The sequence below is a fragment of the Microcoleus sp. B4-C2 genome (assembly GCF_036705265.1).
Classification (GTDB): domain Bacteria; phylum Cyanobacteriota; class Cyanobacteriia; order Cyanobacteriales; family Microcoleaceae; genus Microcoleus.
In genome coordinates, this window is sequence record NZ_JAUBUB010000030.1 from 14,549 (window position 1) to 38,584 (window position 24,036).

At 45.5% G+C, this 24,036-nt stretch carries 28 protein-coding genes; 20 read left to right on the plus strand and 8 right to left on the minus strand.

Translation table 11 applies throughout. The features are described from left to right. Window positions 1-60 precede the first annotated feature (60 nt). From QUB20_RS11610 to QUB20_RS11620, 3 genes are all read left to right on the plus strand, one after another. On the plus strand, window positions 61-1,284 hold the full coding sequence (locus tag QUB20_RS11610) for a hypothetical protein (protein ID WP_333246226.1): 1,224 nt from the start codon (window positions 61-63) through the stop codon (window positions 1,282-1,284). A gap of 9 nt (window positions 1,285-1,293) precedes the next feature. Next, window positions 1,294-1,527: a hypothetical protein gene (locus QUB20_RS11615; RefSeq protein WP_333246228.1), complete on the plus strand. Its 234-nt coding sequence runs from the start codon at window positions 1,294-1,296 to the stop codon at window positions 1,525-1,527. 245 nt (window positions 1,528-1,772) lie between these two features. Next, the gene (locus QUB20_RS11620) at window positions 1,773-2,411 is read left to right on the plus strand and encodes a restriction endonuclease subunit R (protein WP_333246230.1); all 639 of its coding nucleotides are present in this window, start codon (window positions 1,773-1,775) and stop codon (window positions 2,409-2,411) included. Window positions 2,412-2,491: 80 nt separating this feature from the next. Here the strand turns inward: QUB20_RS11620 and QUB20_RS11625 are convergent, their stop codons facing one another. The 3 genes from QUB20_RS11625 to QUB20_RS11635 all read right to left on the minus strand — a co-directional run bounded on the left by QUB20_RS11625 (window position 2,492) and on the right by QUB20_RS11635 (window position 4,850). Next, on the minus strand, window positions 2,492-2,827 hold the full coding sequence (locus tag QUB20_RS11625; RefSeq protein WP_190745620.1) for a ribulose bisphosphate carboxylase small subunit: 336 nt from the start codon (window positions 2,825-2,827) through the stop codon (window positions 2,492-2,494). A gap of 45 nt (window positions 2,828-2,872) precedes the next feature. Then, a complete protein-coding gene (rcbX, locus tag QUB20_RS11630; RefSeq protein WP_333054738.1) occupies window positions 2,873-3,283 on the minus strand; it encodes a RuBisCO chaperone RbcX in 411 nt (136 codons plus the stop codon). A gap of 136 nt (window positions 3,284-3,419) precedes the next feature. After that, window positions 3,420-4,850 carry a form I ribulose bisphosphate carboxylase large subunit gene (locus QUB20_RS11635; protein ID WP_333045238.1) on the minus strand — a complete coding sequence of 477 codons (1,431 nt, stop codon included), beginning with the start codon at window positions 4,848-4,850 and terminating at the stop codon, window positions 3,420-3,422. 619 nt (window positions 4,851-5,469) lie between these two features. Here QUB20_RS11635 and QUB20_RS11640 point away from each other — a divergent pair. The 12 genes from QUB20_RS11640 (at window position 5,470) to QUB20_RS11695 (ending at window position 12,890) form a co-directional block, all read left to right on the plus strand. Then, window positions 5,470-7,227, plus strand: coding sequence for a serine/threonine-protein kinase (locus QUB20_RS11640; RefSeq protein ID WP_333246233.1), 1,758 nt, complete (start codon window positions 5,470-5,472; stop codon window positions 7,225-7,227). Window positions 7,228-7,310: 83 nt separating this feature from the next. Continuing rightward, the gene (locus QUB20_RS11645) at window positions 7,311-7,688 is read left to right on the plus strand and encodes a hypothetical protein (RefSeq protein WP_333054740.1); all 378 of its coding nucleotides are present in this window, start codon (window positions 7,311-7,313) and stop codon (window positions 7,686-7,688) included. 1 nt (window position 7,689) lies between these two features. Beyond that, entirely contained in the window at window positions 7,690-8,073 is a 384-nt protein-coding gene (locus QUB20_RS11650; protein ID WP_333054741.1) for a toxin-antitoxin system TumE family protein, read from the plus strand. A gap of 90 nt (window positions 8,074-8,163) precedes the next feature. Further along, window positions 8,164-8,643 carry a hypothetical protein gene (locus tag QUB20_RS11655; RefSeq protein ID WP_333246235.1) on the plus strand — a complete coding sequence of 160 codons (480 nt, stop codon included), beginning with the start codon at window positions 8,164-8,166 and terminating at the stop codon, window positions 8,641-8,643. A 95-nt stretch (window positions 8,644-8,738) separates the two neighbouring features. Next, complete coding sequence (locus QUB20_RS11660) at window positions 8,739-9,545, plus strand: hypothetical protein (protein WP_333291361.1); 807 nt, start codon at window positions 8,739-8,741, stop codon at window positions 9,543-9,545. A gap of 249 nt (window positions 9,546-9,794) precedes the next feature. Next, window positions 9,795-10,064, plus strand: a complete 270-nt coding sequence (locus tag QUB20_RS11665) for a hypothetical protein (RefSeq protein ID WP_333291364.1) — start codon at window positions 9,795-9,797, stop codon at window positions 10,062-10,064. 153 nt (window positions 10,065-10,217) lie between these two features. Continuing rightward, on the plus strand, window positions 10,218-10,634 hold the full coding sequence (locus tag QUB20_RS11670) for an aspartyl protease family protein (protein WP_333246241.1): 417 nt from the start codon (window positions 10,218-10,220) through the stop codon (window positions 10,632-10,634). Window positions 10,635-10,782: 148 nt separating this feature from the next. Then, a complete protein-coding gene (locus QUB20_RS11675) occupies window positions 10,783-11,049 on the plus strand; it encodes a type II toxin-antitoxin system ParD family antitoxin (protein WP_333054747.1) in 267 nt (88 codons plus the stop codon). Then, complete coding sequence (locus tag QUB20_RS11680) at window positions 11,046-11,309, plus strand: type II toxin-antitoxin system RelE/ParE family toxin (protein WP_333246243.1); 264 nt, start codon at window positions 11,046-11,048, stop codon at window positions 11,307-11,309. Before QUB20_RS11675 ends, QUB20_RS11680 begins: the two co-directional genes overlap by 4 nt. Before the next feature lie 54 nt (window positions 11,310-11,363). Further along, the gene (gene panB, locus QUB20_RS11685; protein ID WP_333246245.1) at window positions 11,364-12,143 is read left to right on the plus strand and encodes a 3-methyl-2-oxobutanoate hydroxymethyltransferase; all 780 of its coding nucleotides are present in this window, start codon (window positions 11,364-11,366) and stop codon (window positions 12,141-12,143) included. Window positions 12,144-12,322: 179 nt separating this feature from the next. Next, window positions 12,323-12,592 carry a type II toxin-antitoxin system ParD family antitoxin gene (locus tag QUB20_RS11690; RefSeq protein WP_333203029.1) on the plus strand — a complete coding sequence of 90 codons (270 nt, stop codon included), beginning with the start codon at window positions 12,323-12,325 and terminating at the stop codon, window positions 12,590-12,592. Beyond that, window positions 12,585-12,890 (plus strand): type II toxin-antitoxin system RelE/ParE family toxin, encoded by a 306-nt coding sequence (locus QUB20_RS11695; RefSeq protein WP_333246247.1) that lies wholly within the window; start codon window positions 12,585-12,587, stop codon window positions 12,888-12,890. The genes QUB20_RS11690 and QUB20_RS11695 overlap by 8 nt, the downstream gene beginning before the upstream one ends. A gap of 78 nt (window positions 12,891-12,968) precedes the next feature. Here the strand turns inward: QUB20_RS11695 and QUB20_RS11700 are convergent, their stop codons facing one another. Beyond that, window positions 12,969-13,166, minus strand: coding sequence for a TatA/E family twin arginine-targeting protein translocase (locus tag QUB20_RS11700; protein WP_333138464.1), 198 nt, complete (start codon window positions 13,164-13,166; stop codon window positions 12,969-12,971). Between the two features lie 139 nt (window positions 13,167-13,305). Here QUB20_RS11700 and QUB20_RS11705 point away from each other — a divergent pair, with 139 nt between their 5' ends. From QUB20_RS11705 to QUB20_RS11720, 4 genes are all read left to right on the plus strand, one after another. After that, window positions 13,306-14,043, plus strand: coding sequence for a phycocyanobilin:ferredoxin oxidoreductase (locus QUB20_RS11705; protein ID WP_333246249.1), 738 nt, complete (start codon window positions 13,306-13,308; stop codon window positions 14,041-14,043). Between the two features lie 71 nt (window positions 14,044-14,114). Further along, the gene (locus tag QUB20_RS11710) at window positions 14,115-15,758 is read left to right on the plus strand and encodes an HlyD family efflux transporter periplasmic adaptor subunit (protein ID WP_333246251.1); all 1,644 of its coding nucleotides are present in this window, start codon (window positions 14,115-14,117) and stop codon (window positions 15,756-15,758) included. A 189-nt stretch (window positions 15,759-15,947) separates the two neighbouring features. Continuing rightward, window positions 15,948-17,108: an ABC transporter permease DevC gene (gene devC, locus QUB20_RS11715; protein ID WP_333246253.1), complete on the plus strand. Its 1,161-nt coding sequence runs from the start codon at window positions 15,948-15,950 to the stop codon at window positions 17,106-17,108. A gap of 111 nt (window positions 17,109-17,219) precedes the next feature. Further along, complete coding sequence (locus QUB20_RS11720) at window positions 17,220-17,942, plus strand: DevA family ABC transporter ATP-binding protein (protein WP_333246256.1); 723 nt, start codon at window positions 17,220-17,222, stop codon at window positions 17,940-17,942. Window positions 17,943-17,959: 17 nt separating this feature from the next. Here QUB20_RS11720 and QUB20_RS11725 read toward each other — a convergent pair whose 3' ends face one another. Both QUB20_RS11725 and QUB20_RS11730 read right to left on the minus strand, forming a co-directional pair. Continuing rightward, window positions 17,960-18,871: a hypothetical protein gene (locus QUB20_RS11725; RefSeq protein WP_333054755.1), complete on the minus strand. Its 912-nt coding sequence runs from the start codon at window positions 18,869-18,871 to the stop codon at window positions 17,960-17,962. Between the two features lie 325 nt (window positions 18,872-19,196). Next, complete coding sequence (locus QUB20_RS11730; protein ID WP_333054756.1) at window positions 19,197-19,430, minus strand: hypothetical protein; 234 nt, start codon at window positions 19,428-19,430, stop codon at window positions 19,197-19,199. Between QUB20_RS11730 and QUB20_RS11735 the strand changes: the two genes are divergently transcribed. After that, window positions 19,410-21,491 carry a DNA polymerase III subunit gamma/tau gene (locus QUB20_RS11735; protein ID WP_333246257.1) on the plus strand — a complete coding sequence of 694 codons (2,082 nt, stop codon included), beginning with the start codon at window positions 19,410-19,412 and terminating at the stop codon, window positions 21,489-21,491. The two genes, QUB20_RS11730 and QUB20_RS11735, sit on opposite strands and share 21 nt — an antisense overlap. A 255-nt stretch (window positions 21,492-21,746) precedes the next feature. Here the strand turns inward: QUB20_RS11735 and clpX are convergent, their stop codons facing one another. Both clpX and clpP read right to left on the minus strand, forming a co-directional pair. Next, the gene (clpX, locus tag QUB20_RS11740; protein WP_333103398.1) at window positions 21,747-23,090 is read right to left on the minus strand and encodes an ATP-dependent protease ATP-binding subunit ClpX; all 1,344 of its coding nucleotides are present in this window, start codon (window positions 23,088-23,090) and stop codon (window positions 21,747-21,749) included. Between the two features lie 9 nt (window positions 23,091-23,099). Next, window positions 23,100-23,789, minus strand: coding sequence for an ATP-dependent Clp endopeptidase proteolytic subunit ClpP (gene clpP / locus QUB20_RS11745; protein ID WP_333045253.1), 690 nt, complete (start codon window positions 23,787-23,789; stop codon window positions 23,100-23,102). Window positions 23,790-24,036 lie beyond the last annotated feature (247 nt).

Genomic DNA, 24,036 nt, shown 5'->3' on the forward strand with positions numbered 1-24,036 from the left:
AGTCGAGGTATGGTGCGCCGAAAATCACCCTACTATTCAAGGGAATTAGGAATATAAAAAATGAAAATAGGAATATTTTTAGGAAATCTAGGAAACCCCGCCATCTACTATCCCAAACTCGCCAAAATCACCGGCGGAGTCGTGGCGAGTATTTTTCTTTGCCAATTATTGCAATGGCAATCACAACAGTCCAACTCCGGCGAATGGGTGAAAACTAACAGCGCAGAAATAGAAAAAGCAACGGGTTTAAATCAGGAAGAACAGGAATTAGCGAGAAAGCAGCTCAAAGTGCGATCGCTCCTGAAAGAAAAACTACCAAATCCCAACACCGACACCCTAGAACTCTGGGCGGACATTGACGCTTTCGAGGAAAAACTCAATAACTTTTGGACACCGAATCTGCCAGAAATTATAACACAGACAAGCCGCGAAAACAACAATCACCCTGTAGAAATCTTCCGCGAAACATCACCCCCAAATCATGTAGTTAAAACCGACAAATATTTTGGGCAACCCCGCCAGCAAATAGCCGTTGCTGTCACCCCAAATTACCGATTTAGCGGCCCTTGGAACTCCCAAGAAGAATTGCACAAGTTTCAGCGATCTTTAGAAGCATATGCTCAAGAGCATAATTTAGGATTTGGCAATCCTTCTGGATGGGCATTTAAAATTATTGACAGCATGACAAAAGGCTTAACCTCAACTTTTTGGGATGAATTTATCGCCGGAATTCCTTTAGGAGAAAGTCAGAAAGTCCAGCGGGATTGGGAAATCGAGCCGGAAGTGCCTTATCCCGCCTTTGAAGAGGAGCGAATTCAGTATTACGTGCACAAAGGCGAACCGCTGGAAGCAGCAGTCTCTAAAGCCCGTGCTGATTTGAGAAACCCGGTTTTGGGCAAGGATTTGTGGGAGGGATTTCTGCGAAAGTGCGATCGGCTTGCCGATGATGCACTCAAAGCAAAACAGCAGGGCGTTGACACACCATATCTGCCCTCTTCCTTCAACGAAAAACCGCAAATCACCAAGGATAGTGTAATGCGGAAGTTAGGGGCGATCGCGCCGCAATTAGCCCTCAATCAATCCACATCTGACCCGATTCCAGCACTGCCGAAACCTGCGGAAACAGCATCGCCAACTCCCGCCGAAATTCCCAGTATTTCCTCTTTGCAAAAAGCTTACCAAACTCCTCTCGGCCGAAGTCTAGTTGAAAAACAAATCGCTGCAAATCCAGACTGGGGCTACGAAATAGTAGACGGTGAAATAGTCGAATCAATCCCTTTTTAGTAAGCAAATATGAAACGAATTAGCGAAATCAATCCACTGGGAGAAGAGCGACCAAATCCTTCTGAGGAAACTCGGGAACAACTGCGGCGGTCAAGATTGCAGCGAGCAAGAGATGAAGGATATCAAAAGTTAGTTGAACTATGCAATTTAGGCGAATGCGATATGGCCGAGCAGTTGGCAAATCGCAACTCTAATTGGGGTTATGAAATAGTTGATGGAATTGTGATGGAAAGGATAGATTAGGTTCGCAGTTATCCCATTTGTCACTTTCATGGGCGGGCAAGATGCCCGCCCCACAAAAAATTTAATATGTCGTGGAACAGGCATCTTGCCTGTTCCTAAGAATATGGGCCGGCTCTCCGGCATACCCCACAAGAAACTTGATATGTTGTGGAACAGGCATCTTGCCTGTTCCTAAGAATGGTGCAAGTTGACTACCGCAATGTCTATGTTATAATTATAACTAAAAATTAAATAACTATTAAAATATGACGACAACTATTAATGCCAAAAACCTAACATTAGCAGAAGTACACCGTCTGTTCGGCTTTCAAAAGCAGTACACGAACTCATTTACCTCTCTGTTATCCCTTGAAGATATCACAGAACACGAAAAGGAGGAACTTATACAAATTAGGGATGATTTCGATGACTACATTTCAACTGATAGAGTTTCTGAAGGACTGGTAAAAGCTCTGACTACCTTTCCCCTAATGCGATTAGCTGGCTTCTACCGCCGCCCGATTAAAATTAGTTTAGAACAAGACATCGCCGAAATTAGCATTGAAGATGAAGATACTATCATTAAAGGACGGTTTGATATCTTGGCTGTCAACAGGATAAAACCTATCAGAAGCGATACATATTTTTGGGTTTTGGTGATTGAAAGTAAAAATTCTGGAATCAACGCATTGATGGGTTTATCCCAATTGCTAACCTATGCTTATCAAAATTTAAAGTATCAAGACACAATCTGGGGTTTGACAACAAACGGAATGCACTATCAGTTCGTCAATATTCAGGGGGGCAATAACCCAACCTATCACCTAATGCCTTTGCTAAACCTGATGGAGTCCGACTCTTCAATTTTGTTGCTGCAAGTGTTAAAAGCTATTTGCAAACTATAAAAAAAGAGGCAGAGAAAATTCTCCGCCTCCAATCTGCAATGACTGTTAACCTAAAAGTTAGATTAGCCAGCCAATACTTTTTAGTAGCCTCTGGTGTTAGGCTTGTGCACGATGAAGCTGAGCACTTGGCATTGCTTCACGTTGTCAAAACCCATGACGCGGATATAGCAGCTAGGATTTTCTTGGCGGCAAGCTTGAACTTCAGCCATGATTTCTTGGACGCTGCGAGCACCAAACAAAGGCAACTTCCACAAAGTCCAGTAGCGCATTTCAGCGGCAGAGGTTTCGTTGAATTCTACGCCGGGAATGTAGCCTTGATCCAGGATGTACTGGAGTTGCTTGGCAATTTGGGCGTCTGTCAGCGGGGGCAAATAGGACAGAGTTTCGTAACGACGCTCTTTAGGTAAAGTCTTCATTTTTTGTATCTCTAAGGTGTGTGTTCGATCGCACTTGTCGATCGATTAACTCGACAAATTATCCAGATTCGGTTCAGAATCTATTGATGTTTCAGGATTACTGCTAGAAACAGACCAATTAAGTTGCGTAGTTCGCTCTAAATGCTGGCGTCTGTGTTCCATATTCGCCTGTTGAATGCCAGTACAAACCATTTCTGGCAAAAATTCCGTCACATCGTGAGCCAGATACTCTCGCACAGTCATGATCCGAAAGCCTAAATCTTGATTTTCCAAAAGCAACTCTTGAATATAAGCTTCTCCATCTTGGATTTTGCCCTTAGTGGAAAAGTCATTCAACCAGATTGCCAGAGGAGGATTGGTTTCGCTCAACTGAGCGACCACCATCCGCACGGATTGATAGGTTAGGTAACTTGCCAGCACCTTAGCGGTGTCTTTCGCAACTTGTTTGAGATCCATTTTGACCCCAGCTCCCTCAAATTTTAGATTTTGGATTTTAGATTTTGGATGCAAACTTACTTGTAAATCTTCTTCAAAGATAAAGACTTCCCAGCAAGTTTGCGACCTAAAACCTAAAATCTCAAACCAAAAATCCTTAAAGGGTATCCATTGCCTCAAACTCAAACTTGATTTCTTTCCAGAGTTCGCAAGCAACAGCGAGTTCAGGAGACCATTTGCAAGCTTCGCGAATTACGTCGCCGCCTTCGCGCATCAAGTTGCGGCCTTCGTTACGAGCTTGGACGCAAGCTTCCAAAGCAACGCGGTTAGCAGTTGCACCAGGTGCGTTACCCCAAGGGTGGCCCAAGGTGCCGCCGCCGAACTGTAAGCAGGAGTCGTCGCCGAAGATTTCCACCAAAGCCGGCATGTGCCAGATGTGGATACCACCGGATGCAACTGGCATGACACCAGGCATGGAGGCCCAATCTTGGGTGAAGTAAATACCGCGGCTGCGGTCTTCTTCGATGTGGTCTTCGCGCATCAAGTCTACGAAGCCCATCGTGATGCCTTTTTCGCCTTCGAGTTTACCCACAACTGTACCGGAGTGCAGGTGGTCTCCACCGGACATCCGCAAGCACTTGGCAAGCACGCGGAAGTGGATACCGTGGTTTTTCTGACGGTCGATAACTGCGTGCATGGCGCGGTGAATGTGCAGCAAAATACCGTTGCGGCGGCACCATTTAGCCAAGGTGGTGTTTGCAGTGAAACCACCGGTCAGGTAGTCGTGCATGATGATGGGGGTTTTGATTTCCTTAGCGAACTCAGCCCGCTCCATCATTTCTTCGCAGGTAGGGGCAGTTACGTTGAGGTAGTGACCCTTGACTTCGCCGGTTTCTGCTTGGGCTTTTTCAATAGCTTCTTGAACGAACAAGAAACGATCGCGCCAACGCATGAACGGTTGCGAGTTGATGTTTTCGTCGTCTTTGGTGAAGTCCAAACCGCCCCGCAGAACTTCGTAAACGGCACGGCCGTAGTTCTTAGCAGACAGACCCAATTTGGGCTTAATTGTACAACCCAGCAAAGGACGGCCGTACTTGTTCAATTTGTCCCGCTCAACGGTAATACCGTGAGGAGGGCCTTGGAAGGTTTTCAGGTAAGCAATGGGAATCCGCAAGTCTTCCAACCGCAGAGCACGCAGAGCTTTGAAACCGAACACGTTACCGACCAAAGAGGTCAGCAAGTTGGTGACGGAACCTTCTTCAAACAAATCCAAAGGATAAGCAATGAAGCAGATGTATTGGTTGTCTTCACCGGGAACTGGTTCGATGTCGTAGCAGCGACCTTTGTAGCGGTCGAGGTCGGTCAGGAGGTCTGTCCAAACAGTCGTCCATGTACCTGTAGAAGATTCAGCAGCCACAGCAGCGCCTGCTTCTTCTGGGGGAACTCCCGGCTGCGGTGTGACGCGGAAGGCTGCCAAAATATCTGTATCTTTCGGCGTGTAGTCCGGCGTGTAATACGTTAGTTTATAGTCTTGAACTCCGGCTTTATACCCAGCCTTTGATTGAGTTTGGGTTTGCGCGTAAGCCATATCTCGCTTCCTAGTATTCGCTTAATTTTTTTGCCCGATCGCAGGCTGTTAAAAATATATCAACAAAGTGTCACTCTCAAATTTTAATATTCTTTTAATCATCATAAGTATTATTTATTTTGCTTTACATTAAGCAAATATTTGTAACATATCTTATGAAATTCTAGGGGCGAAGGATGCAGGAGGAAAGGCTGGGGATCGCAGAGTGGGGGGGAATTTTGCTCGACCGAAAGATATGGTGCAGCAAGCGGAACAGCGGATCAATACGGTTTATGTAAAGAATTTAATACTTAAAAATCAGAATTTGTAATGGGTAATCGGCAAGGAGGAAGTAGTTAGAAATACCTAAAGTTATGGTTGGGAGTTAAGATCGATCGCCCGATCGATCTCAACTGTTATTCAGTATGTAGCAATCTAAAATCCAAAATCTAAAATCTAAAATCCCGTGAATCGGAGACCGCCAACTCAAAAATCGACAGCATAGCACATAATATGGACAGGACTTGTGCTCTCAAACCAAATCCGTCGTTACAGCCATTTGACCACGCTGAAAACCGGGTTTCTGCGTTAGCGGCGCGTAAGTCTACTATGGATATTTAGCCCCATTTTTACTCTGGTTGTGCCTCACCCCCCTTCAAAAGCCGTCCACTGCATCAATCCAGATTGCCCAAGGCCCTACCCTCAGACTTGGGGCAACAATTTTTGTCATAGTTGCGGAGCTCCCCTGCGACTAAAAAATCGCTACGTGCCTCTAGAAAGCCTCGGTTCCGGGGGTTTTGCAGCAATTTTCACAGTCTGGGACACAGAAACTGAAACCGAGCGCGTCCTGAAAGTGTTGCTCGAAACGGCCCCGAAAGCCCTGAAACTGTTCGAGCAAGAAGCTTGGGTTTTGGCACTTTTGCGGCACCCTGGCGTCCCTAGAGTCGATCCTGACGGTTATTTTCACGTCCAAACACAAAATTTTGCAGGCGGGGAGGGAAATCCGGCGGCGAAGCGGCTGCCTTGTTTGGTAATGGAAAAGATTCACGGCAAAACTTTAGAAGAGGTTCTCGACGAGCACCCTCAAGGATGTCCGCAGGAATGGGTGTTTAGTTGGCTGAGTCAAGCTGTGGAAATTTTAGAGGAGTTGCACAGGTGTCAGATTATTCACCGTGACATTAAACCCTCAAATTTGATGCTGCGAGACCCGGAATCGCCCCAAGTTTTGCTAAGCAAGGGTTTGGGCGGACTGCAATTGGTGACGATCGACTTTGGGGGAGTTAAACAGATGGGCGGTGTCGAACCGGTGGGGAAAGATTCTCCGAGTTCGACGCGGTTGATTTCGCCCGGATACAGTCCGCCGGAACAAATTGTGGGGGGCGGTGTGGTGCCGGCGACGGATTTTTATGCGTTGGGGCGGACTTGCATTCACTTGCTGACGGGGAAGTATCCGGCGGAAATTGAAGATCCGATGACGGGAGAGTTGCGGTGGCGCCACATTGTATCTGTGAGTCCGCCTTTGGCTAATTTGTTGGACGATATGGTGCGATCGAACGTGCGGGAACGTCCGGCGACTGCTGGCGATGTTCGGGCGCGTTTGCAGGAGATTTATGCTAGGAGTAAGGGCAAAATTGCCATCGCCCCCATGGGTCAAGCTATTGTAGAATTCTGTCGGCAAGTAGTGGTGGCGGGGGCGCAAAAAACGGGAAGTTTGACGGTTGCGCTGTTCGGCGCGATCGCCCAAATCGTGGTAGCTTCTCTGGATACTGGCTGGGAAATGGTGCTGGGTGCCGTTGGTGGAAGTGCGGGGGCGATCGGCGGTTTGGTTTTGGGTTATGCTTCGCCTATTGGCCCGGAAATTGCCAGTTTTCTGAATGAAGGTTTGCAGCAATTAATTCCTAACATGACTTTCGCTGTGGGGCCGGAAGTGCTGCTGTTTGGATTTGCGGGGTTCGGAACTGCGATCGGTTTGACTGATGCGGGAAGTTTTCGCCAGCAAAAACAGTATTGGCTGTCTGGATTGATGGGAGCTCAGGGTTATTTGTTGGCGGGTTTGTGCTGGATGGAAGCAACAGCTTCTAGTGGTGTGCAGGGGGTTATTTTGGGAGCTTTTGCGATCGCCTCTATGACTGTGGGAATGGGTTTGCGGAGCCATCAATTAGTTCACGCTTTGGTAGTGGCTGTTTTCTCTACGGGAATGTTTCTGTTGCTGAATGCGTGGAACATTTTTCCGGGGAGTTTCTTTGGGATTTTGTCACTGTCTAACGTTACCTTCGGCTGGCTGCAAGTTTGGGGCTCGATTGTGTTTTTTGGTTTGTTGGGAAGTGCGATCGGGCTTTGTTTGGGAGTTAGTCATTATTTAGTTGTGCCGGTGCTCAGGTGGTTGGGATGGAAGTAATGGTTATGATTGTTTTGCGTAATATCAATTCCAATGCCACCGGATTTGGTATAATAATCTAAGCTTCAAAAGGAGTCACAAGAATGGCTGAAATCAAAATCATCTGTGAACGCCCAGACTCAATCCTGCGTTTCGTCACAGATGCGATTACTAAAGAGTTACAATTACTCGCCGATGGAATTAGAGTCACTGAGGAGAGATTGAGAGAGTTTGAAACTCAATATCAATTTTCCACTCAAGAGTTTTTAAGCAAGTTTAGCAATGATGAATTACATCATAGTCCCGACTTTGATGAGTGGATTGGTGAATCTAGGATGCTGAAGAGATTGCAAGATAATGCTAAGGAATTAAACAGTATTGAATTTTTTGTAACGCCGCAGTCCCGGCGGTATGGCACTATAGCCACAATCACCGCCGATTTAGCCACAGCTCAATTAGTGAGTGAAATGAGGGAGGCATAGTTTGTTCATTGAGGAGTATTTTGAGCAAATTCGGGAGGCTATTGCTGCTTGTACAGCAGTTGAGTCTTTTCAACTGACAGAAGCCAAACGTGATAGTTATACCGGGTTTTTGCGGGGGAGGGTTTACTTTCCAGATGGCTCATTACTTCATCTGCGCGAGTTTGTCTATGTAATTACAGAAGTTGAGCGGGATATGTATTCATATCACTATGTTAATTCGTCGGAAAATCTAATTTTTCGTTATGATAATGCTGACCATAAACCTAAGTTGAATTTACCTAATTTACCTCACCATAAGCATGAAGAGAGTGAAGAAAATATTGTGGCCTCTTCCGCACCCACGTTAGCTGAAGTGTTACATGAAATCAACAGGTTATTGTTGTAATATGTTCATAAATACCAAAGAAACCGGGTTTTTGCGGAGTCTACGGACGGTAACCAAGTATTTTCATGAAAACCCGGTTTATAGACTCTTATGCTAATCAAGTCGCTGTCAATTAAACCCGTCTCCAGATTATCAATAATTTGTGCGATCGCGATCGCCCTTGTCCTCAGCAGCCCCAATCTAGCCAAAGCCGAATCGCGAGAACAAGCCGTCGATCGATTGACTGATTTCTTATTCTACAGGGTTAATCCTCAGTTAAACAATCGCAAACTCCAAGCGGGCGATCGCGAATATAGCAATCAATGGCGGAGATTGCGCGAAGCGATCGATCCACGAGTTAAGTCGGTACAAGAAGTCTGTTTTATGCCAGCCCCAGAAGAGACAGGATGGGAATTCACGACAATTAACGGCGAAACCTACGAGCAAACCTACGATTTACTTGCAGATACAATTTTTTACAGCCGCCATCCTCAACGAACCGGACAGCCCATTCCCAAAAGCGATCGGATCGGCATTAGTGAATGGTCAGCAATTCGACGCGAAATGTATATTTCCAATTGTGGATTGTGAGACTCGATCGCCTTACAGCGCAGCATTTATCGAAGATAACTCCTAGAGTAGAGGTCATCTCTACACAACTCTGTAAAAAGAAAGGTTTTAAACCGATGAGTATGAAAAATTGGATAGGCGATCGCACTCTTATTACAACCAGAATTATTGCACCCTTGATGGGACTAATCGCCATTGGATATACAAGTTTGGCCGATGCTGCCCCACAGCAACAACTTCCCAGCCTAAATAGTGCAAACATCGATACAACAACTAAAAAAAATTACCTGAATAATCCACCCGAAAATTCAACTATCGAGGCTTTAAATAAAAAAGTTCAAGTCAGCCTTGAAAATTCTGTAAATGCCCCCAAAAAAATACCTCTTCAACAAGGTATGCCATACAAAGAGGCGCGCCAAATCCTGATTCAACAAGGCTGGCAGCCCAGCTTACAAAGTCAACCTAACCTCAGAGATCGTTCGGTTAAAGAGCTATTTGATTTAGGATATAAAGAGATTAAGGATTGTTCGGGTACAGGAGAGGGGCCTTGTCGTTTTGAGTTTATCAATCAACAAGGAGAACTGCTAGTTGTAGTCGCTACAACAAGAGGTTCTGAAAATACAAAACGTTTTGTGAGGAATTGGTGGATTGAGAAAAAGACAGATAGCAATCAACAAAAATCGTCATCAAACATAATTCAAGAAGGTCGTTATTGGTTGGGAGGTTCGGCTCAGGGTTTAGAGGTCAAGGGAAAACAATATCGATATTATGATGAGTCTAATATCGACCGACCGTGGCAACCTCTATCTGAGTTACAATATATCACAAAAGGCGTTGTGTTTGATGGAAAAAGTTATTGGTGTTTATCTACTCTCGCACCTAAAACAGGAGGAATTTTTTGTTCTAAAGATGGATGGAAATAAAAGATTTATTACCAGCTATATCTGGGATATTGATAATTTTTATTGGGTTTAATCGTGCTAACTAAATCACTTTCACTTAAGTCAAAATCGAAGTTTTTAGGGGTGTGTGCGTTAGCTATATCCCTTGTACTCGGTGGTTCCAATCTAGACTGTGCTACAGCGCGCGATTATGAATCACGAACTCAAGCTGTGGATAGGCTGACGGATTGGTTTTTTTATAGAGTGAATCCTCAATTGGGAGGTCGAAAATTGCGATCTGACGATTCTTCTGCCTACATCCGCGAATGGAATGCTATTCGTAGTACAGTCGATCGAGAAATGATTACTACACAAGGAGATTGCGTCGGTGATGCTTTCTGGGACTTCGATTATCGTTATCATGGGCGATCGCTAGATCGGATTGCAGATACAATTTGGGATATCCGCGATCCATCGGGTGACAAAACTCGTGCAGATGTTTCTAAACAAGAATGGCAGAAGCTTCGTAACTCAATAATTAGAGAGCATTTTTGCTATTAATTGGCCATATTTTTCAATCCAATTTAAAGAATAAAGAACAACAGCGCTATCAGTTACAAATATTGTTAAAATATAGAAAATGCACCCTGAATCGTATATGATTTAGTCAAAAAGCAACGGAAACATTCTATAGCAAAACAAAAGGATAAAAAAATGGGCAGAGTCACCGCCACAATAACCGTCACCAACGAAGTAGACAAGATGCTAGCAGAAAGAGGGTTCATCCCCGCAGAGCAAATACGCTGTATCACCATCGATAATGTCTTAGTCGATACAGGCGCAACTCGACTCTGCTTACCAGCAGATATTATCGCTCAGTTAGGTTTAACTTTAGTTGGTGAAATCCAAGGAAATACTGCAATAGGATCTAGACAATTTCGTCTGTTCAAAAATGTTAGTCTTGCTGTAGCTGGACGAGAAGGCAGGTATGATTGTGTAGAAATTCCCGCAGGAGAAGAACCTTTACTGGGCTTAATTCCCCTCGAAGATTTGGGTTTAGAACCGGACTTGAAAAATCAGCGGTTGATTGTTTTGCCGGCGGAGGGAATGCAAAGCTATATTCGCGTGTAAAATCTAAATTATTAACGTTAAATTCTGGCTATACCTACATTAGAGCTTACTTGTCTCTGATTCATTGTTTAAAATCCCGATCGCAAAATTTGATAGTTTTTTGTTATTATGGGAAATAGTAGTTGACTCAAATAGGTGACTCAAGGTAATGAACATATCCTTAACTCCCGAACTAGAGCAGTTTGTTCAGTCAACAGTCAACAACGGTAGATACTCATCAGCTTCTGAAGTGGTATGGGCTGCGTTACGATTGCTAGAACAACGAGAAATGGAACGCTTGGTGCGTTTAGAGGAACTCCGCAAGGAAATAATGATTGGAATTGAAGCTTCCGATCGCGGAGAGGTTTTTGATGGTGAAGAAGTGTTAAGAGAACTGCGTGAGGAGATTCAGCAAGCCGATGAGGGTGAAAAATGAGTCGATACACTTTGAGTGCCCCCGCCAAGCAAGATTTAAGGGAACTCACGAACTATCTGTTGCAGTTTAGCGCCAATGCAGCCAACCATTTTCTTAATGTTTTTCAGGAAAAATTTCGTTTATTAGCAGATTTTCCAGAAATGGGGCGCAGTCGTGAGGAATTAGCACCGTCTCTACGCAGTTTCCCTGTAGATAAATATGTAATTTTTTACCGCGTTATTAAAAATGGTATCCAAATTGAAAGGGTTGAGTGGTTATAGAGACTTTGAGGATGTTTTTGTAGAAGACAGATAATATTATATTTTTGCACTAAAATGTCAGTCACTACTCATCAATTAATTCAGTGGAAACAACAAGGGCGGTCAATTGTTGCCCTGACAGCTTATGATTATGCGATCGCCCAACTCATCGATCAAGCAGGCGTAGATATCATCCTAGTCGGCGATTCCCTCGCCATGACAGTCTTAGGCTACGACACAACCCTACCCATAACCCTCGATGAAATGCTGCACCACGCTAAAGCAGTGCGTCGTGGAGTTAAACAAGGATTAATTGTGGTCGATTTGCCGTTTTTGACTTACCAAGAAAGTCCCCAGCAAGCCATGCACTCGGCCGGGAGAGCTTTGAAAGAAACCGGCGCTCAAGCTGTAAAATTGGAAGGTGGATATCCAGCAATGGCCGCCACAGTTTCGCAGCTAACATCCGCCGGAATTCCGGTGATGGGACACGTCGGTTTAACTCCGCAGTCGGTACACCAACTCGGCTACAAAAAACAAGGAAAAACGGCCCAAGCAGCCGATCGCATCCTAGCAGAGTCGATCGCACTTCAAGAAGCCGGTGCCTTTGCGATCGTCTTAGAACACATTCCCGCAGACTTAGCCGCTCAAATTACCCAAAAATTAACTATTCCCACCATTGGTATCGGCGCCGGGCCGCACTGCGACGGTCAAGTTTTAGTTACTTCTGATTTGTTGGGACTTTCGGAAAAACAGCCGCCTTTTGCTAAAGCTTACGCCAATTTGCGAGAAACAATTACCCAAGCTGTGAAAGATTATTCCCTTGAAGTGAGAGAACGAAAATTTCCTAATTCGTAAAGATTTTATAGTTGGGATCTTTCGGGTTTAGGAGATTGCGGGTTTTCCCCAATTATTGTCGGTGAAACCCGCCCTGCAACTTTTTGGAAAGCCTGCTATATCTCAGCCATAACAAAGTTTGACAAACTTTGACATTCCTGCTAAAATCTGCTTAAATACATCACAACCTCAACTCAGCTATGAATGTATCGCTGACACCTGAATTAGAAAAATTTGTTCGGCAAAAGGTCAACACTGGCAGGTATTTATCGGCTAGTGAAGTAATTCGGGAAGCATTGCGACTGCTTGAAGAGCGAGATATGCAGCGTCAAATGCGGATCGAAAAACTTCGCCGAGAAGTGGCTGTTGGTATTGAGCAATCGAATAGAGGAGAAACTTTTGATGGCGAAGAAGTAGTTGCAGAACTTCTGGAAGAAATAGAATTAGAAGAGCGGGAAATCAATGAGTAGGTATTTTCTTAGCACTCAAGCTAAGTATGATTTGAGGGAGATTAAAAATTATATTGCTCGCGATAATATTGCAGCAGCGAGGCGTTTTGTTGAAACCTTTAGAAACCAATGCAATTTAATTGCAAAATCTCCTAGAATGGGACGGAGTTATGAAGAACTAGCACCGGGATTGCGCGGTTTTGCTATTGGAAACTATATCATCTTCTACCCTCCCCTTGAAAATGGGATTGCAGTTGAACGCCTGCTGAGTGGCTACCGCGATCTAGAAGCTCTATTATGTGAGAATGGCGACAACTAATTGACATTTAAAATTAGTGGATCGCCTTCTCTCCCCAGAATCTATCGCATTTTTAAAATCGAACGATCCCTAATTTATCTAATCCCCAGACTGGCTCTTTTCCTCCTTTTCCTTCTCCTTCTCAACAGCTTCATCCTCAGATTGACCAACCCCTTCCTTAAAACTCCGCAGCGTTTTCCCCAAAGCATTTCCCAACTCAGGAATCTTCTTGGGGCCGAAAATTAGTATGGCCACCACCGCAATAATGCCCATTTCGGGCAATCCCAGACCAAACATACAAAATCTCCTCTAAAACTTGCTCGATCGTAAGTCAATCTTAAGTCAATCTACTGATATTGTTAAAGTATCTACCTTTTTTCCTGCATCTTGCAACAGTAGAATCAAGTTTAATTAAGCTATCGCACGATAAATAAGAATGTTAGAAACATCCCAGCCTTCTCTGCGCGAGCAACAGCACCATCTCATCCGCGATTTAGCAGACCGGATGGAAGCAGTATGGCACCGCTATCTCGACCTCGAACCCTACCACCTGCCCGCTGAGTTGGGATACGTAGAAGGCCGCTTGGAAGGAGAAAAACTGATCATTGAAAACCGCTGCTATCAAACGCCCCAGTTCCGCAAAATACACCTCGAACTCGCTAAAGTCGGGCCGGTACTTGACATTCTGCACTGCGTGATGTTTCCCAGACCGAATTATGCTTTGCCGATGTTCGGTACGGATATCGTAGCAGGCAAAGGCCAAGTTAGCGCCGCGATCGCAGACCTTTCTCCCCTCAATCGAGATCGAACTTTGTCGGAAACCTACCGAACCCAACTGGAAATTTTGCCGATTCAGCAATTTTCTTGTCCCCGCCCAATTCCCGAATGGGGGGATATTTTCTCAGAATTTTGTCTGTTTGTGCGGCCAGAGTCGATCGAAGAAAACAGTCGGTTTTTGGATATTGTTGAATCCTACGTTGAAATTCACTGCAAACACGCAGTCGCTTCCGAACCAGTCTCTGCCGCCGAAGCATCGGAAATTCTAGACGCTCAAATTTACTACTGCACCCAGCAGCAGCAAAACGACAAAACCCGCCGCGTACTCGAAAAAGCTTTCGGTCAAGATTGGGCAGAACATTACATGACCGAGGTGCTTTTTGATATCCCTAAATAGCTGAAAATTGTTTACAATACTTTACAGTAGGGGGAAAAAACTTAATCAGGAAATCACCTACTTTATAAGTAATGGTAAAGGAATCACGGCTCAAGGATAAATCATTTTTAAAACCCCCAGGGCGAGGAATCATCGGTTTAGCGATCGCGACCACTCTCATTACCACAGGAGTCGGTTTTTGGCAAGTATCTCAAATTAGAAAAGCCGAAGAGTTAAAGGCGGCGGCTGCAACGGCGGTTGCAACTTCCGTCGCCACCCGCAACAGCGTTACCGCTTTGGGTAGGTTGACTCCCCAGGGGGAAGTTATCAAATTGTCGGCCCCTTCGGCGTCGGAGGGAGCAAGAATTGAACAGTTGCAGGTGGAAGAGGGCGATCGAGTCAGTCAAGGACAAATCATAGCAGTTCTCGATACGCGCGATCGGCTCCAAGCAATCCTCCAACAAGCCGACAAAGAAGTCAAAGTCAAACAAGCAGAATTAGCGAAAATTCAAGCAGGCGCAAAAACAGGCGTTGTCGGCGCTCAACAAGCAGAAGTTGCCAAGTTTGAAGCACAAGTGCAAAGAGAAACCGAAGGCGAAGCAGCCAATGTCGCCCGCTTAGAAGCTCAACTGCGAAGAGAAACCGAAGCCGAACAAGCTAACGTCGCCAAGTTTGAGGCACAACTGCAAAGAGAAACCGAAGCCGAACAAGCTAATCTTGCTAAATTTGAGGCACAACTAGACAGAGAAACAGAGGTGCAGCAATCCAAATTGGCTAGGTTAGAAGCTCAATTGCGCGGCGAAATTGCCTCTCAAAATGCTACAGTCGATCGGCTAAAAGCCGAATTAACCAACGCTGAAGCCGAGGAACAACGCAATAAAGAACTTTCCGAAACAGGCGCGATTTCTGCTTCCGCCTACGACACCAAACGCTTAGCAGTAGAGACGGCTCGCCAGAGAGTTAAAGAAGCGCAAGCTATATTAGAAAAAACCGTGCAAACTTTGCGTGAGGAAATAGTCGAAACTAAAGCAACAATCAAACAAAAATTAGAAACAGGCCAGCAGGAAATCAATCAATCGCGAGCTAATCTCAAACGCAAGTTAGAAACAGGTAGGCAGGAAATTAACCAAGCCAGAGCCACCTTAAATCAAAAGATAGAAACAGGTAGAGAACAAATTAATCAAGCCGAAGCAATACTCAAACAAAAAGCAGAAACTGGCCAAGAAGAAATCAATCAAGCCAAAGCAAATCTAGACCAAATTGCCGAAGTACGCCCCGAAGACGTGCAAGCGGCCCAAGCAGCCGTCGAAAGTGCGATCGCCACCAGACAAAAAGCTCAAGTAGACTTAAACTTAAGCTACGTCAAAGCACCCGTATCCGGCTACATTCTCAAAGTTCACAGCCGACAAGGAGAACGTGTCAACACTCAAGACGGCATCGTAGAACTAGGCCGCACCGACCAAATGTATGCCGTAGCAGAAGTTTACGAAACCGACATCGCCAAAGTGCGAAACGGCCAGCGCGCAGCAGTCACCAGCCCCGTTTTTGCAGGCACTTTGGAAGGGACAGTCGCTCGCATCGGCAAACAAATCGGCAAAAAAGATGTCCTCAATACGGACCCCGCAGCCGACACCGACGCGAGAGTTATCGAAGTAAGAATTCGCCTCGATCCGGCATCGAGCAAGAAAGTTGCAACCCTAACAAACTTGCAGGTTGAAGTTAAAATAGATATCTAAATTTTACGTTGACAAAACTGACGCATGGGGACTCAAGAAACCGGGTTTTTTACCGAGATTAAGGGTGTGAATCAAATATAAGGGTAAAAAACCCGGTTTCTCAACACCCGTGCTTAAATCCTAAAATTATTCAATCCAAAATCCCCAATCTAAAATCTAAAATCTAAAATCTAAAATTGATTGACTCTTATGGCAAAAATACCGCTAGCTTGGGCACAGTTAACTCGCGAAAAAATGCGCTTAGTAATCGCGCTAGCCGGCATTGGATTTGCCGACTTGCTGATGTTTATCCAGTTTGGATTTAGAGATGCGCTGTTTGAAAGTTCCATCAGCTTTCACTCGCAATTAAAAGGGGATATTTTTATCACCAGCACCCAGTCAACGGCTTTAATAGCCATGAAAAGTTTTCCCCAACGGCGTTTGTATCAAGCTTTGAGTTTTAATGGCGTTACCGGAATCAGCCCGGTATATCTAGGCTTTGGTTTGTGGAAAAACCCCGAACCCGACAAAAACAATACCCGCCAACTGATGGTAATCGGTTTTGACCCCGCTCGTCCCATCTTTGAGCTGCCGGAAGTTAAGGATAATTTGGACAAAATCAAAATTTCAGATGTCGTTTTATTCGATCGAGCTTCCCGCCCGGAGTTTGGGCCAGTAGCAGACTATTTCAACCAGGGAAAGCCTGTGGAAACTGAAATAGATAACCGTCGCGTTACTGTAGAGGGGTTATTTACTTTAGGAGCATCTTTCGGTGCAGATGGCAATATTATTACCAGCGATTTGAACTTTCTGCGGATTTTTCACAGTAGAAGAACTAGAGGCTTAATTGATGTCGGAATTGTTCACTTGCAGCCGGGAACTGATGTCAAGGCAGTGATTGCAAAAATGAGGGCAAGTTTACCGCAAGACGTGACAATTGCTTCTAAAGAAGAGTTTGTAGCTTTTGAGAAAAAATATTGGGAGGAAAGCACGGCGATCGGATTTATTTTTACTCTCGGCGCGTCAATGGGGTTTATCGTTGGAATCGTGATTGTCTATCAAATTCTCTATACTGATGTTAATGACCATTTGCCAGAATACGCTACGTTAAAGGCGATGGGATATAAAGACAGTTACTTTTTGAGTGTGGTTTTTCAAGAGGCTTTAATTTTGGCAATCCTTGGTTATTTGCCAGGGCTTGGGATTTCTATGGTGCTGTACAATTTAGCGAGAACTGCTACGAGTTTGCCGATGTACATGACTTTGGGAAAAGTTGTAACTGTGTTTACAATGACAGTTATTATGTGTACTGTATCAGGGGCGATCGCGGTTAGGAAGTTGCAGGCGGCAGATCCGGCGGATATTTTTTAAGGAAGGAAGGCACGACACGGATTCTGACACGGATACACGGATTAAAGAATGAGGAATTATGAAATAAAAAAACACTCATAACTAATAACTAATAACTAATAACTAATAACCATGAACACTCTACCAGTTGTCTCAATTAAAAATCTCAACCATTCTTTCGGCGAAGGTCAACTTCGCAAACAGACATTATTTGACATCAACCTCGAAATTTATCCGGGCGAAATCGTGCTGATGACGGGGCCTTCTGGGTCTGGTAAAACAACATTGTTAACCTTGATTGGAGCTTTGCGATCTATCCAAGAAGGTAGTCTGAAAATTCTCGACCAAGAATTGCGGGGAACGCCGAAAAATAAATTAGTACAAGTCCGTCGCGACATCGGTTATATTTTCCAAGCTCATAATTTGCTGAAATGCTTGAGTGCTAGGCAAAATGTGCAAATGTCCCTCGACCTGCACAACCATCTTTCTCACAAAGAAACTAATGATAAAATAGAAGGGATTCTGGAAGCTGTGGGGTTGGGAGACAGAATAGATTATTACCCAAGCAGTCTTTCGGGCGGCCAAAAACAAAGAGTTGCGATCGCCCGCGCATTAGTCAGCCAGCCGAAATTAGTATTAGCAGACGAACCCACAGCAGCACTAGACAGTAAATCAGGTCGAGATGTGGTAGAAATCATGCGAGGTTTAGCCAAAGAACAGCACAGCACTATTTTGCTTGTCACCCATGACAACCGCATTTTAGACATAGCCGATCGCATTATTCACATGGAAGACGGCTACCTCGCACAAGATACATCAACAGCGGCTGCCACAGGCGTTCTTTCGGGAAAATAATATTAATCCACCTCAACTTATTTCCGAGAACCGGGACGCTTTCCTCCTACCTTGGCAGGACTTTTTGTTGCACCTTTGGCTGGAGTTTTAGAACTACTTTTGCCGTTTTTTTGGCCTTTCGCTCCTGTCAACTGGCTCTCAAGGTCATTTGCAGGTCGGCCCGCAGGCGTTCTCGTAGTCCTAAAGGTAACATTCACCCCTTCATTCGACTGTTCCAGCACCAACATCGGCGTCGGCTTGGCTTTTTGATCCCACTCAATATGAACGATGCGACCTTGAATTGTCGGCTGCCAACTGTCGTGGTCGTCTGAAGGACTCAGATAAGTTTCCAAACAGTCAATAATTTGATTAATTGTCGCTGATGTAGCCTGAGTCGGCAGTTTCATCAGCTTAATTTGAATCCGAAACAGCACTCGTTTTTCTATTTTTACCGCCGGATCGCCAGTTTCGTATTCGATATCAAACATCGAATCCACTTGCCTGCCACTGCCGGCATTCCCGTTTTTATCTCCCACTGCAGCCTGAGTCGGACGCAGGGCAATACTAATTTTCTCTTTGACTTTTACCTTAATCTGATTCACAATGGCAAAGTGAAAGACTTCTTCCGCCATTCGCATTCTCAGGTAGTCTAAATTAAAGTCTCGCGAGTGGATAAGGTCGGGATTCTTTTCCATCTTTGACATGGTTTCCAGAGCCATTTTGTATTTTTTCTGGAGTTCTCGATTTCTAAACTCCTCAAACTTGAGCTTTTTGCTCAAATCGTCGAGTTTTAGCTTGGTAAACACAGCTAAACCGATAAGCAATAACAACAGTAATCCCGACGCTCCCATGAAGAGTTGGTCTGAGGACGGATCTCCAGGTTTAGCCTGTTTAGGTTTGGGAGAGGCTACTGCCAACCTTGGTTCTACAAGGATTATTTGGGTTGACATGGGCTTTTAAAGGGTAAAATTTGACGCTATATTTATACAGGACTCCAGAGTAGAGCTGGTAGTGCAACTGGATCAACCAACATTGACATCATTCCACCATCATCTTGGTACAACTGGATTTCTGCAACTGGAGCACGCACCCTCTAATTAATACTTTATCTTTAACTGCAAGCAGGTTTCCGAAATATCGGAAAATCGTGCGCTGGTACTGGCCAATAGAAATGGTGAATTGTCTGTAAGATATTATACCAATACAGCTAAAAAAAATGTTGGTTCGGGGGTCTCCTTTTCTAGAAAAATAAAAAGAAATACACATAAATTAATACTAACTCTGGAAGCGAGCTGCGGAAAACATCAAGCAGAACAGTCGATCGCCCGGACGATCGAGGGGCGGACATTGAAGAGTGCTAATTCCTACTGTTGGCTCACTCCCCCCGTGCAAGCCCACCGGGCGGCTTGCTGTGAGAGTCGAGCTCTCTTTGCGATCGAACAACGTCTCCTTAGCTAAGATTACAGCTAATACCACCAATATTCGATCGTGACCTACGAACCCCTGCACCACAAATATCGCCCTCAGACATTTGCCGAATTAGTCGGTCAAGAGGCGATCGCCCAAACCCTCACCAGCGCCATCCTACAAGAGCGCATAGCACCAGCATATCTATTCACCGGCCCCAGAGGCACCGGTAAAACCTCCAGTGCCCGAATTTTCGCCAAATCCCTCAACTGTATTTCTACGGTAGCCCCCACCCCCACACCCTGTGGCAAATGCAACGTTTGCCAAGAAATTGCCCGAGGTTCCACACTAGATGTCATCGAAATTGACGCCGCCAGCAACACCGGAGTAGATAACATTCGGGATTTGATCGAACGAGCTCAATTTTCGCCCGTACAGTGCCGCTATAAAGTATATGTAATCGACGAAGTTCATATGCTCAGTACCCAGGCATTTAATGCCTTATTAAAAACCTTAGAAGAGCCGCCCGATCGCGTTGTATTCGTCCTCGCCACAACCGACCCACAAAGAGTATTACCAACTATTATTTCTCGGTGCCAAAAATTTGACTTTCGCCGCATCCCCCTCGAAGCAATGATTGCTCACTTGCACAAAATTGCCCAATTAGAAAACATCAATATTGCCAGTGATGCAGTACAAATGGTTGCTCAAATCGCCCAAGGAGGTCTGCGAGATGCCGAAAGTTTGCTCGACCAACTGAGCTTATTTCCAGGTCAAGTAACAGTCGAAAAAGTTTGGGATTTAGTCGGTGCAGTTCCTGAAAATGATTTAATGGATTTGCTGCAAGCTATTGATAAAGATAATGCTACAGCACTAATAGACATGACTCGTCACCTAATGGATCGCGGCCGAGAACCGCTAATCGTGCTGCAAAGTCTCGCGAGCTTTTACCGAGATTTGCTAATAGCCAAAGCTGCCCCGAAACGGTCAGATTTAGTAGCTTTAACATCGGCCACTTGGGAAAAACTGGGGGATTTTGCCCGCCATTGGGATGCGGAGTTGATTTTGGCAGGTCAGAAACATTTGCAAACCCACGAAGTGCAAATTAAAAACACCACTCAGCCGCGTTTGTGGCTGGAAGTAACGCTGTTGGGATTATTGCCATCAGCAATTAGAACTCAGCAGCAACCAACAGCCGAACCAGCGAAAAATGTTGCTCAACCACCACAAAATTACCCCCCCCAACCAAGGGCGGGCACGGGGGCACCGCCCCTACAATCGGGAGGAAGTCAAACATCTAATATTGAACAATCTTCTGTTCCCAATTCGCAAAATTCTCCGCCGACTTCGCCGCCTGTGGCTAATCGAATAGAAAGCACACCTCCTGCTGCAATTCCCGCACCTGCACCAACTGCGGAAACGAATCAAACAAATTATTCCCCGGCTAATTCAGGCGATGAAATCGATTTAAATCGAGTGTGGGAACAGGTACTTGACCGCGTGCGGCCCCATGGAACTCAATCGCTGCTTCGTCAACATGGACAGCTAGTAATTTTTAGCAATGATACTGCTTATGTTAAGATTAGTTCGCAGCCGTTGCTCAATATGGTTAAAGACAAAGTAGCTAATATTGCAGAAGCTTTTTTGCAAATTTTTAACCGTCGAGTAACAGTAAAGGTGGGCTTGACAAATCCCGCTGAAACTAATAGTTCCCGCACCAAGAATTTGCCAACTTCTAACGGACGTGGTGGCGAAAATGCCAGCAATTCTCATCCTGCGGATGATGCGGGCCAACAGGTGCAGAAGTCGGCGGCTTCTGAGATTACAGATGATTTTTTGGGGAAGGGTAGAGAAGAACAAAAACACCCGCCTGCGACTGAAAATACCGCTGTTAATGTGCCGGCAATTTCCGAATCGCGATCGCCCACCAACGGTTCTACAGACTCTCAAACTGACTTTAACGCTCAGGCTATAGCGGTGCGTGATGACGCGCGAGATGTCGCGAATAGGGCTAGGCAATGGGCTGATATGTTTGACGGGCAAGTAGTCGATTTGTCGGATGACTTGGAGATTTGGGAGTCGGAAACTTTTAGATTGGAATCGGAACCGGATTTTCCAGAGTTATCTTCTGAGTTAGGTGAGGATGATTTTATAGATTGGTAATGATAGCAATCCTTGCAGGAGTCGTAAATTTTTTACCCCACCCCAACCCTCCCCTTACCAAGGGGAGGGAGTAAGAAATTCACAAATGATGCGATGATTGCTATAGATCACTAAAAAAAAGATCACTAAAAAAAACCGAGAAACCCGGTTTTTTTAGTAGGGGCGCTGCTAAGAGTGGCCGCCCTTCCAGGTTTCTTAATACCCTAAAAGTTTTAGGTTGAATTATAGTCACCTAGTGATTGTGAATATCTACTTTTAAGCTGACTCTGGCTTGGGTAGGGAAGAGGGAAGTACCAACAACTCAGCCGTCGATCGCTTCTCGACCATTTCCTTAGTAATCGTACACCGGGCGACATCCTTGCGCGACGGCAACTCGTACATCACATCCAACATCAATTCTTCGACAATTCCCCGCAGCGCCCGTGCTCCAGTTTTGCGGCGGTATGCTTCCTGGGCGATCGCCCGAATCGCCTCTGGCTTAAAGTCCAACTGCACATTATCCATCTTCAGCAGCTTTTGATACTGCTTAACCAAAGCATTTCGGGGCTCCGTCAAAATCGCCATCAGCGTTTCCTCATCCAGCGGTTCCAACACCGCCGCCACCGGCACCCGCCCGATAAACTCAGGAATCATCCCAAACTTCACCAAATCATCCGGTTCCAGTTGCTTGAGTACATCAGCAGCCCGCTTTTCCTTCGGCTGAGCTTCTCCGGGCTGAATAAAGCCCATTGACTTTTTGCCCGTTCTCTGCTCTATCACTTTCTCTAGACCGACAAAAGCGCCCCCGCAGATAAACATGATATTGCTGGTATCAATTTGGATGCAGTCTTGATAGGGATGCTTGCGCCCGCCTTGGGGAGGTACATTGGCGATCGTCCCCTCCAGCATTTTCAGCAGCGCCTGCTGCACGCCTTCCCCAGAAACATCCCGCGTAATCGAAGGATTTTCGCTCTTGCGGGCTATTTTGTCAATTTCATCAATATAAATAATTCCGCGCTGCGCCTCTTCCACGTCCATATCTGCCACTTGCAGCAGCCGCAGCAAAATATTTTCCACATCTTCCCCGACATAGCCCGCTTCCGTCAGCGTCGTCGCGTCAGCCACCGCAAAGGGCACGTCTAGCATATCTGCCAAAGTCTGAGCCAGCAGAGTTTTTCCGCAGCCCGTCGGCCCGATTAACAAAATATTCGATTTTTGCAGTTCTACTTCTTCCGGCGGGTGCTTGCCGCTATTTTTGGCATGGATAAAGCTGAGGCGCTTGTAGTGGTTGTAAACTGCCACCGAGAGCACCTTTTTCGCCTCATCTTGCCCGATCGCATTTTCGTCGAGATAATTTTTAATTTCCCTCGGCTTCGGAATTTGGCTCAGCGACATACTTTTGCCCGAAGTAGCGCGGCGCTTTTGCGTCGTTTCCTGCTTCGGGGCCACCGCCGCTGCGGGTACTGCACTCGAATCAAACAACTCCTCATCTAAAATTTCATTGCACAAGTCTACGCATTCGTCGCAGATATACACCCCGGGCCCTGCGATCAACTTGCGTACTTGCTCTTGAGACTTGCCACAAAACGAACATTTTAGATGGGAGTCGTACTTAGACATAACAGCCTCTTAATTCAGTGCAGTGACATTCTCTCCCGCCGTCGGAAGGTTTTCCTTTTCGATAACTCGATCGACCAAACCGTAATTTTTGGCTTCCTCGGCTGACATAAAAAAGTCGCGCTCTGTATCCGCCTCTAATTTGTCGATCGGTTGACCTGTGTGGTGCGCTAGCAGTTGATTCAGCTTACGCTTATGATAAAGGATTTCTTTGGCTTGAATCTCAATATCAACTGCTTGACCTTGAGCGCCTCCAAGCGGCTGGTGAATCATAATCCGGGAACTCGGAAGAGACATCCGCTTACCGTGAGCTCCTGCTGTCAGCAGAAATGCGCCCATACTCGCTGCCAAACCGTAACAAATCGTCACCACATCCGGGCGGATTTGCTGCATTGTGTCATAAATTGCCATGCCGGCAGTCACCGAGCCGCCGGGGGAATTAATGTACATTTGGACATCTTTTTCTGGGTCTTCGGCATCTAGATACAATAGCTGAGCCACTATTGAGTCAGCAACTTCGTCGGTTACGGGAGTTCCTAAAAACACAATTCGCTCCCGCAGCAAGCGCGAGTAAATGTCAAAGGCCCGCTCGCCCATCCCCGACTGTTCTAGCACCATCGGCACTACATTGCTGGGGCTGGAACTGACATCAAAATCGTTATAGCTTGTAATTAGGTAATTGGAAGATTGAGATACAACCATAAGACACCAGTCAAGGATTCTAGACAATTTGCTGCTGCTGATGAAAGCTTTAAATTAAGCCGCCAGCTTTTAACTATTATGCCTCTTCTGAACAGATATGGGGGGAATGGGGAATTGGGCATTGGCCAAACAGGGCATAGTCGAGCAAAAATCTTGTGACTATTTAACTCAAATTCAACAGTAGTTCGACAGTGAACGTAAAATTCGATCGCACTTCAGATACCCCCGATCCCCGCCCTAGGGACAC

What these genes read in the sequence shown, in the direction of transcription:
- QUB20_RS11610 (WP_333246226.1), top strand. Translation starts at nt 61, where the DNA reads ATGAAAATAGGAATATTTTTAGGAAATCTAGGAAACCCCGCCATCTAC.
- QUB20_RS11615 (WP_333246228.1), top strand. Translation starts at nt 1,294, where the DNA reads ATGAAACGAATTAGCGAAATCAATCCACTGGGAGAAGAGCGACCAAAT.
- QUB20_RS11620 (WP_333246230.1), top strand. Translation starts at nt 1,773, where the DNA reads ATGACGACAACTATTAATGCCAAAAACCTAACATTAGCAGAAGTACAC.
- QUB20_RS11625 (WP_190745620.1), bottom strand. Translation starts at nt 2,827, where the DNA reads ATGAAGACTTTACCTAAAGAGCGTCGTTACGAAACTCTGTCCTATTTG.
- rcbX (WP_333054738.1), bottom strand. Translation starts at nt 3,283, where the DNA reads ATGGATCTCAAACAAGTTGCGAAAGACACCGCTAAGGTGCTGGCAAGT.
- QUB20_RS11635 (WP_333045238.1), bottom strand. Translation starts at nt 4,850, where the DNA reads ATGGCTTACGCGCAAACCCAAACTCAATCAAAGGCTGGGTATAAAGCC.
- QUB20_RS11645 (WP_333054740.1), top strand. Translation starts at nt 7,311, where the DNA reads ATGGCTGAAATCAAAATCATCTGTGAACGCCCAGACTCAATCCTGCGT.
- QUB20_RS11655 (WP_333246235.1), top strand. Translation starts at nt 8,164, where the DNA reads ATGCTAATCAAGTCGCTGTCAATTAAACCCGTCTCCAGATTATCAATA.
- QUB20_RS11660 (WP_333291361.1), top strand. Translation starts at nt 8,739, where the DNA reads ATGAGTATGAAAAATTGGATAGGCGATCGCACTCTTATTACAACCAGA.
- QUB20_RS11670 (WP_333246241.1), top strand. Translation starts at nt 10,218, where the DNA reads ATGGGCAGAGTCACCGCCACAATAACCGTCACCAACGAAGTAGACAAG.
- QUB20_RS11675 (WP_333054747.1), top strand. Translation starts at nt 10,783, where the DNA reads ATGAACATATCCTTAACTCCCGAACTAGAGCAGTTTGTTCAGTCAACA.
- QUB20_RS11680 (WP_333246243.1), top strand. Translation starts at nt 11,046, where the DNA reads ATGAGTCGATACACTTTGAGTGCCCCCGCCAAGCAAGATTTAAGGGAA.
- panB (WP_333246245.1), top strand. Translation starts at nt 11,364, where the DNA reads ATGTCAGTCACTACTCATCAATTAATTCAGTGGAAACAACAAGGGCGG.
- QUB20_RS11690 (WP_333203029.1), top strand. Translation starts at nt 12,323, where the DNA reads ATGAATGTATCGCTGACACCTGAATTAGAAAAATTTGTTCGGCAAAAG.
- QUB20_RS11695 (WP_333246247.1), top strand. Translation starts at nt 12,585, where the DNA reads ATGAGTAGGTATTTTCTTAGCACTCAAGCTAAGTATGATTTGAGGGAG.
- QUB20_RS11700 (WP_333138464.1), bottom strand. Translation starts at nt 13,166, where the DNA reads ATGTTTGGTCTGGGATTGCCCGAAATGGGCATTATTGCGGTGGTGGCC.
- QUB20_RS11705 (WP_333246249.1), top strand. Translation starts at nt 13,306, where the DNA reads ATGTTAGAAACATCCCAGCCTTCTCTGCGCGAGCAACAGCACCATCTC.
- QUB20_RS11710 (WP_333246251.1), top strand. Translation starts at nt 14,115, where the DNA reads ATGGTAAAGGAATCACGGCTCAAGGATAAATCATTTTTAAAACCCCCA.
- devC (WP_333246253.1), top strand. Translation starts at nt 15,948, where the DNA reads ATGGCAAAAATACCGCTAGCTTGGGCACAGTTAACTCGCGAAAAAATG.
- QUB20_RS11720 (WP_333246256.1), top strand. Translation starts at nt 17,220, where the DNA reads ATGAACACTCTACCAGTTGTCTCAATTAAAAATCTCAACCATTCTTTC.
- QUB20_RS11725 (WP_333054755.1), bottom strand. Translation starts at nt 18,871, where the DNA reads ATGTCAACCCAAATAATCCTTGTAGAACCAAGGTTGGCAGTAGCCTCT.
- clpX (WP_333103398.1), bottom strand. Translation starts at nt 23,090, where the DNA reads ATGTCTAAGTACGACTCCCATCTAAAATGTTCGTTTTGTGGCAAGTCT.
- clpP (WP_333045253.1), bottom strand. Translation starts at nt 23,789, where the DNA reads ATGGTTGTATCTCAATCTTCCAATTACCTAATTACAAGCTATAACGAT.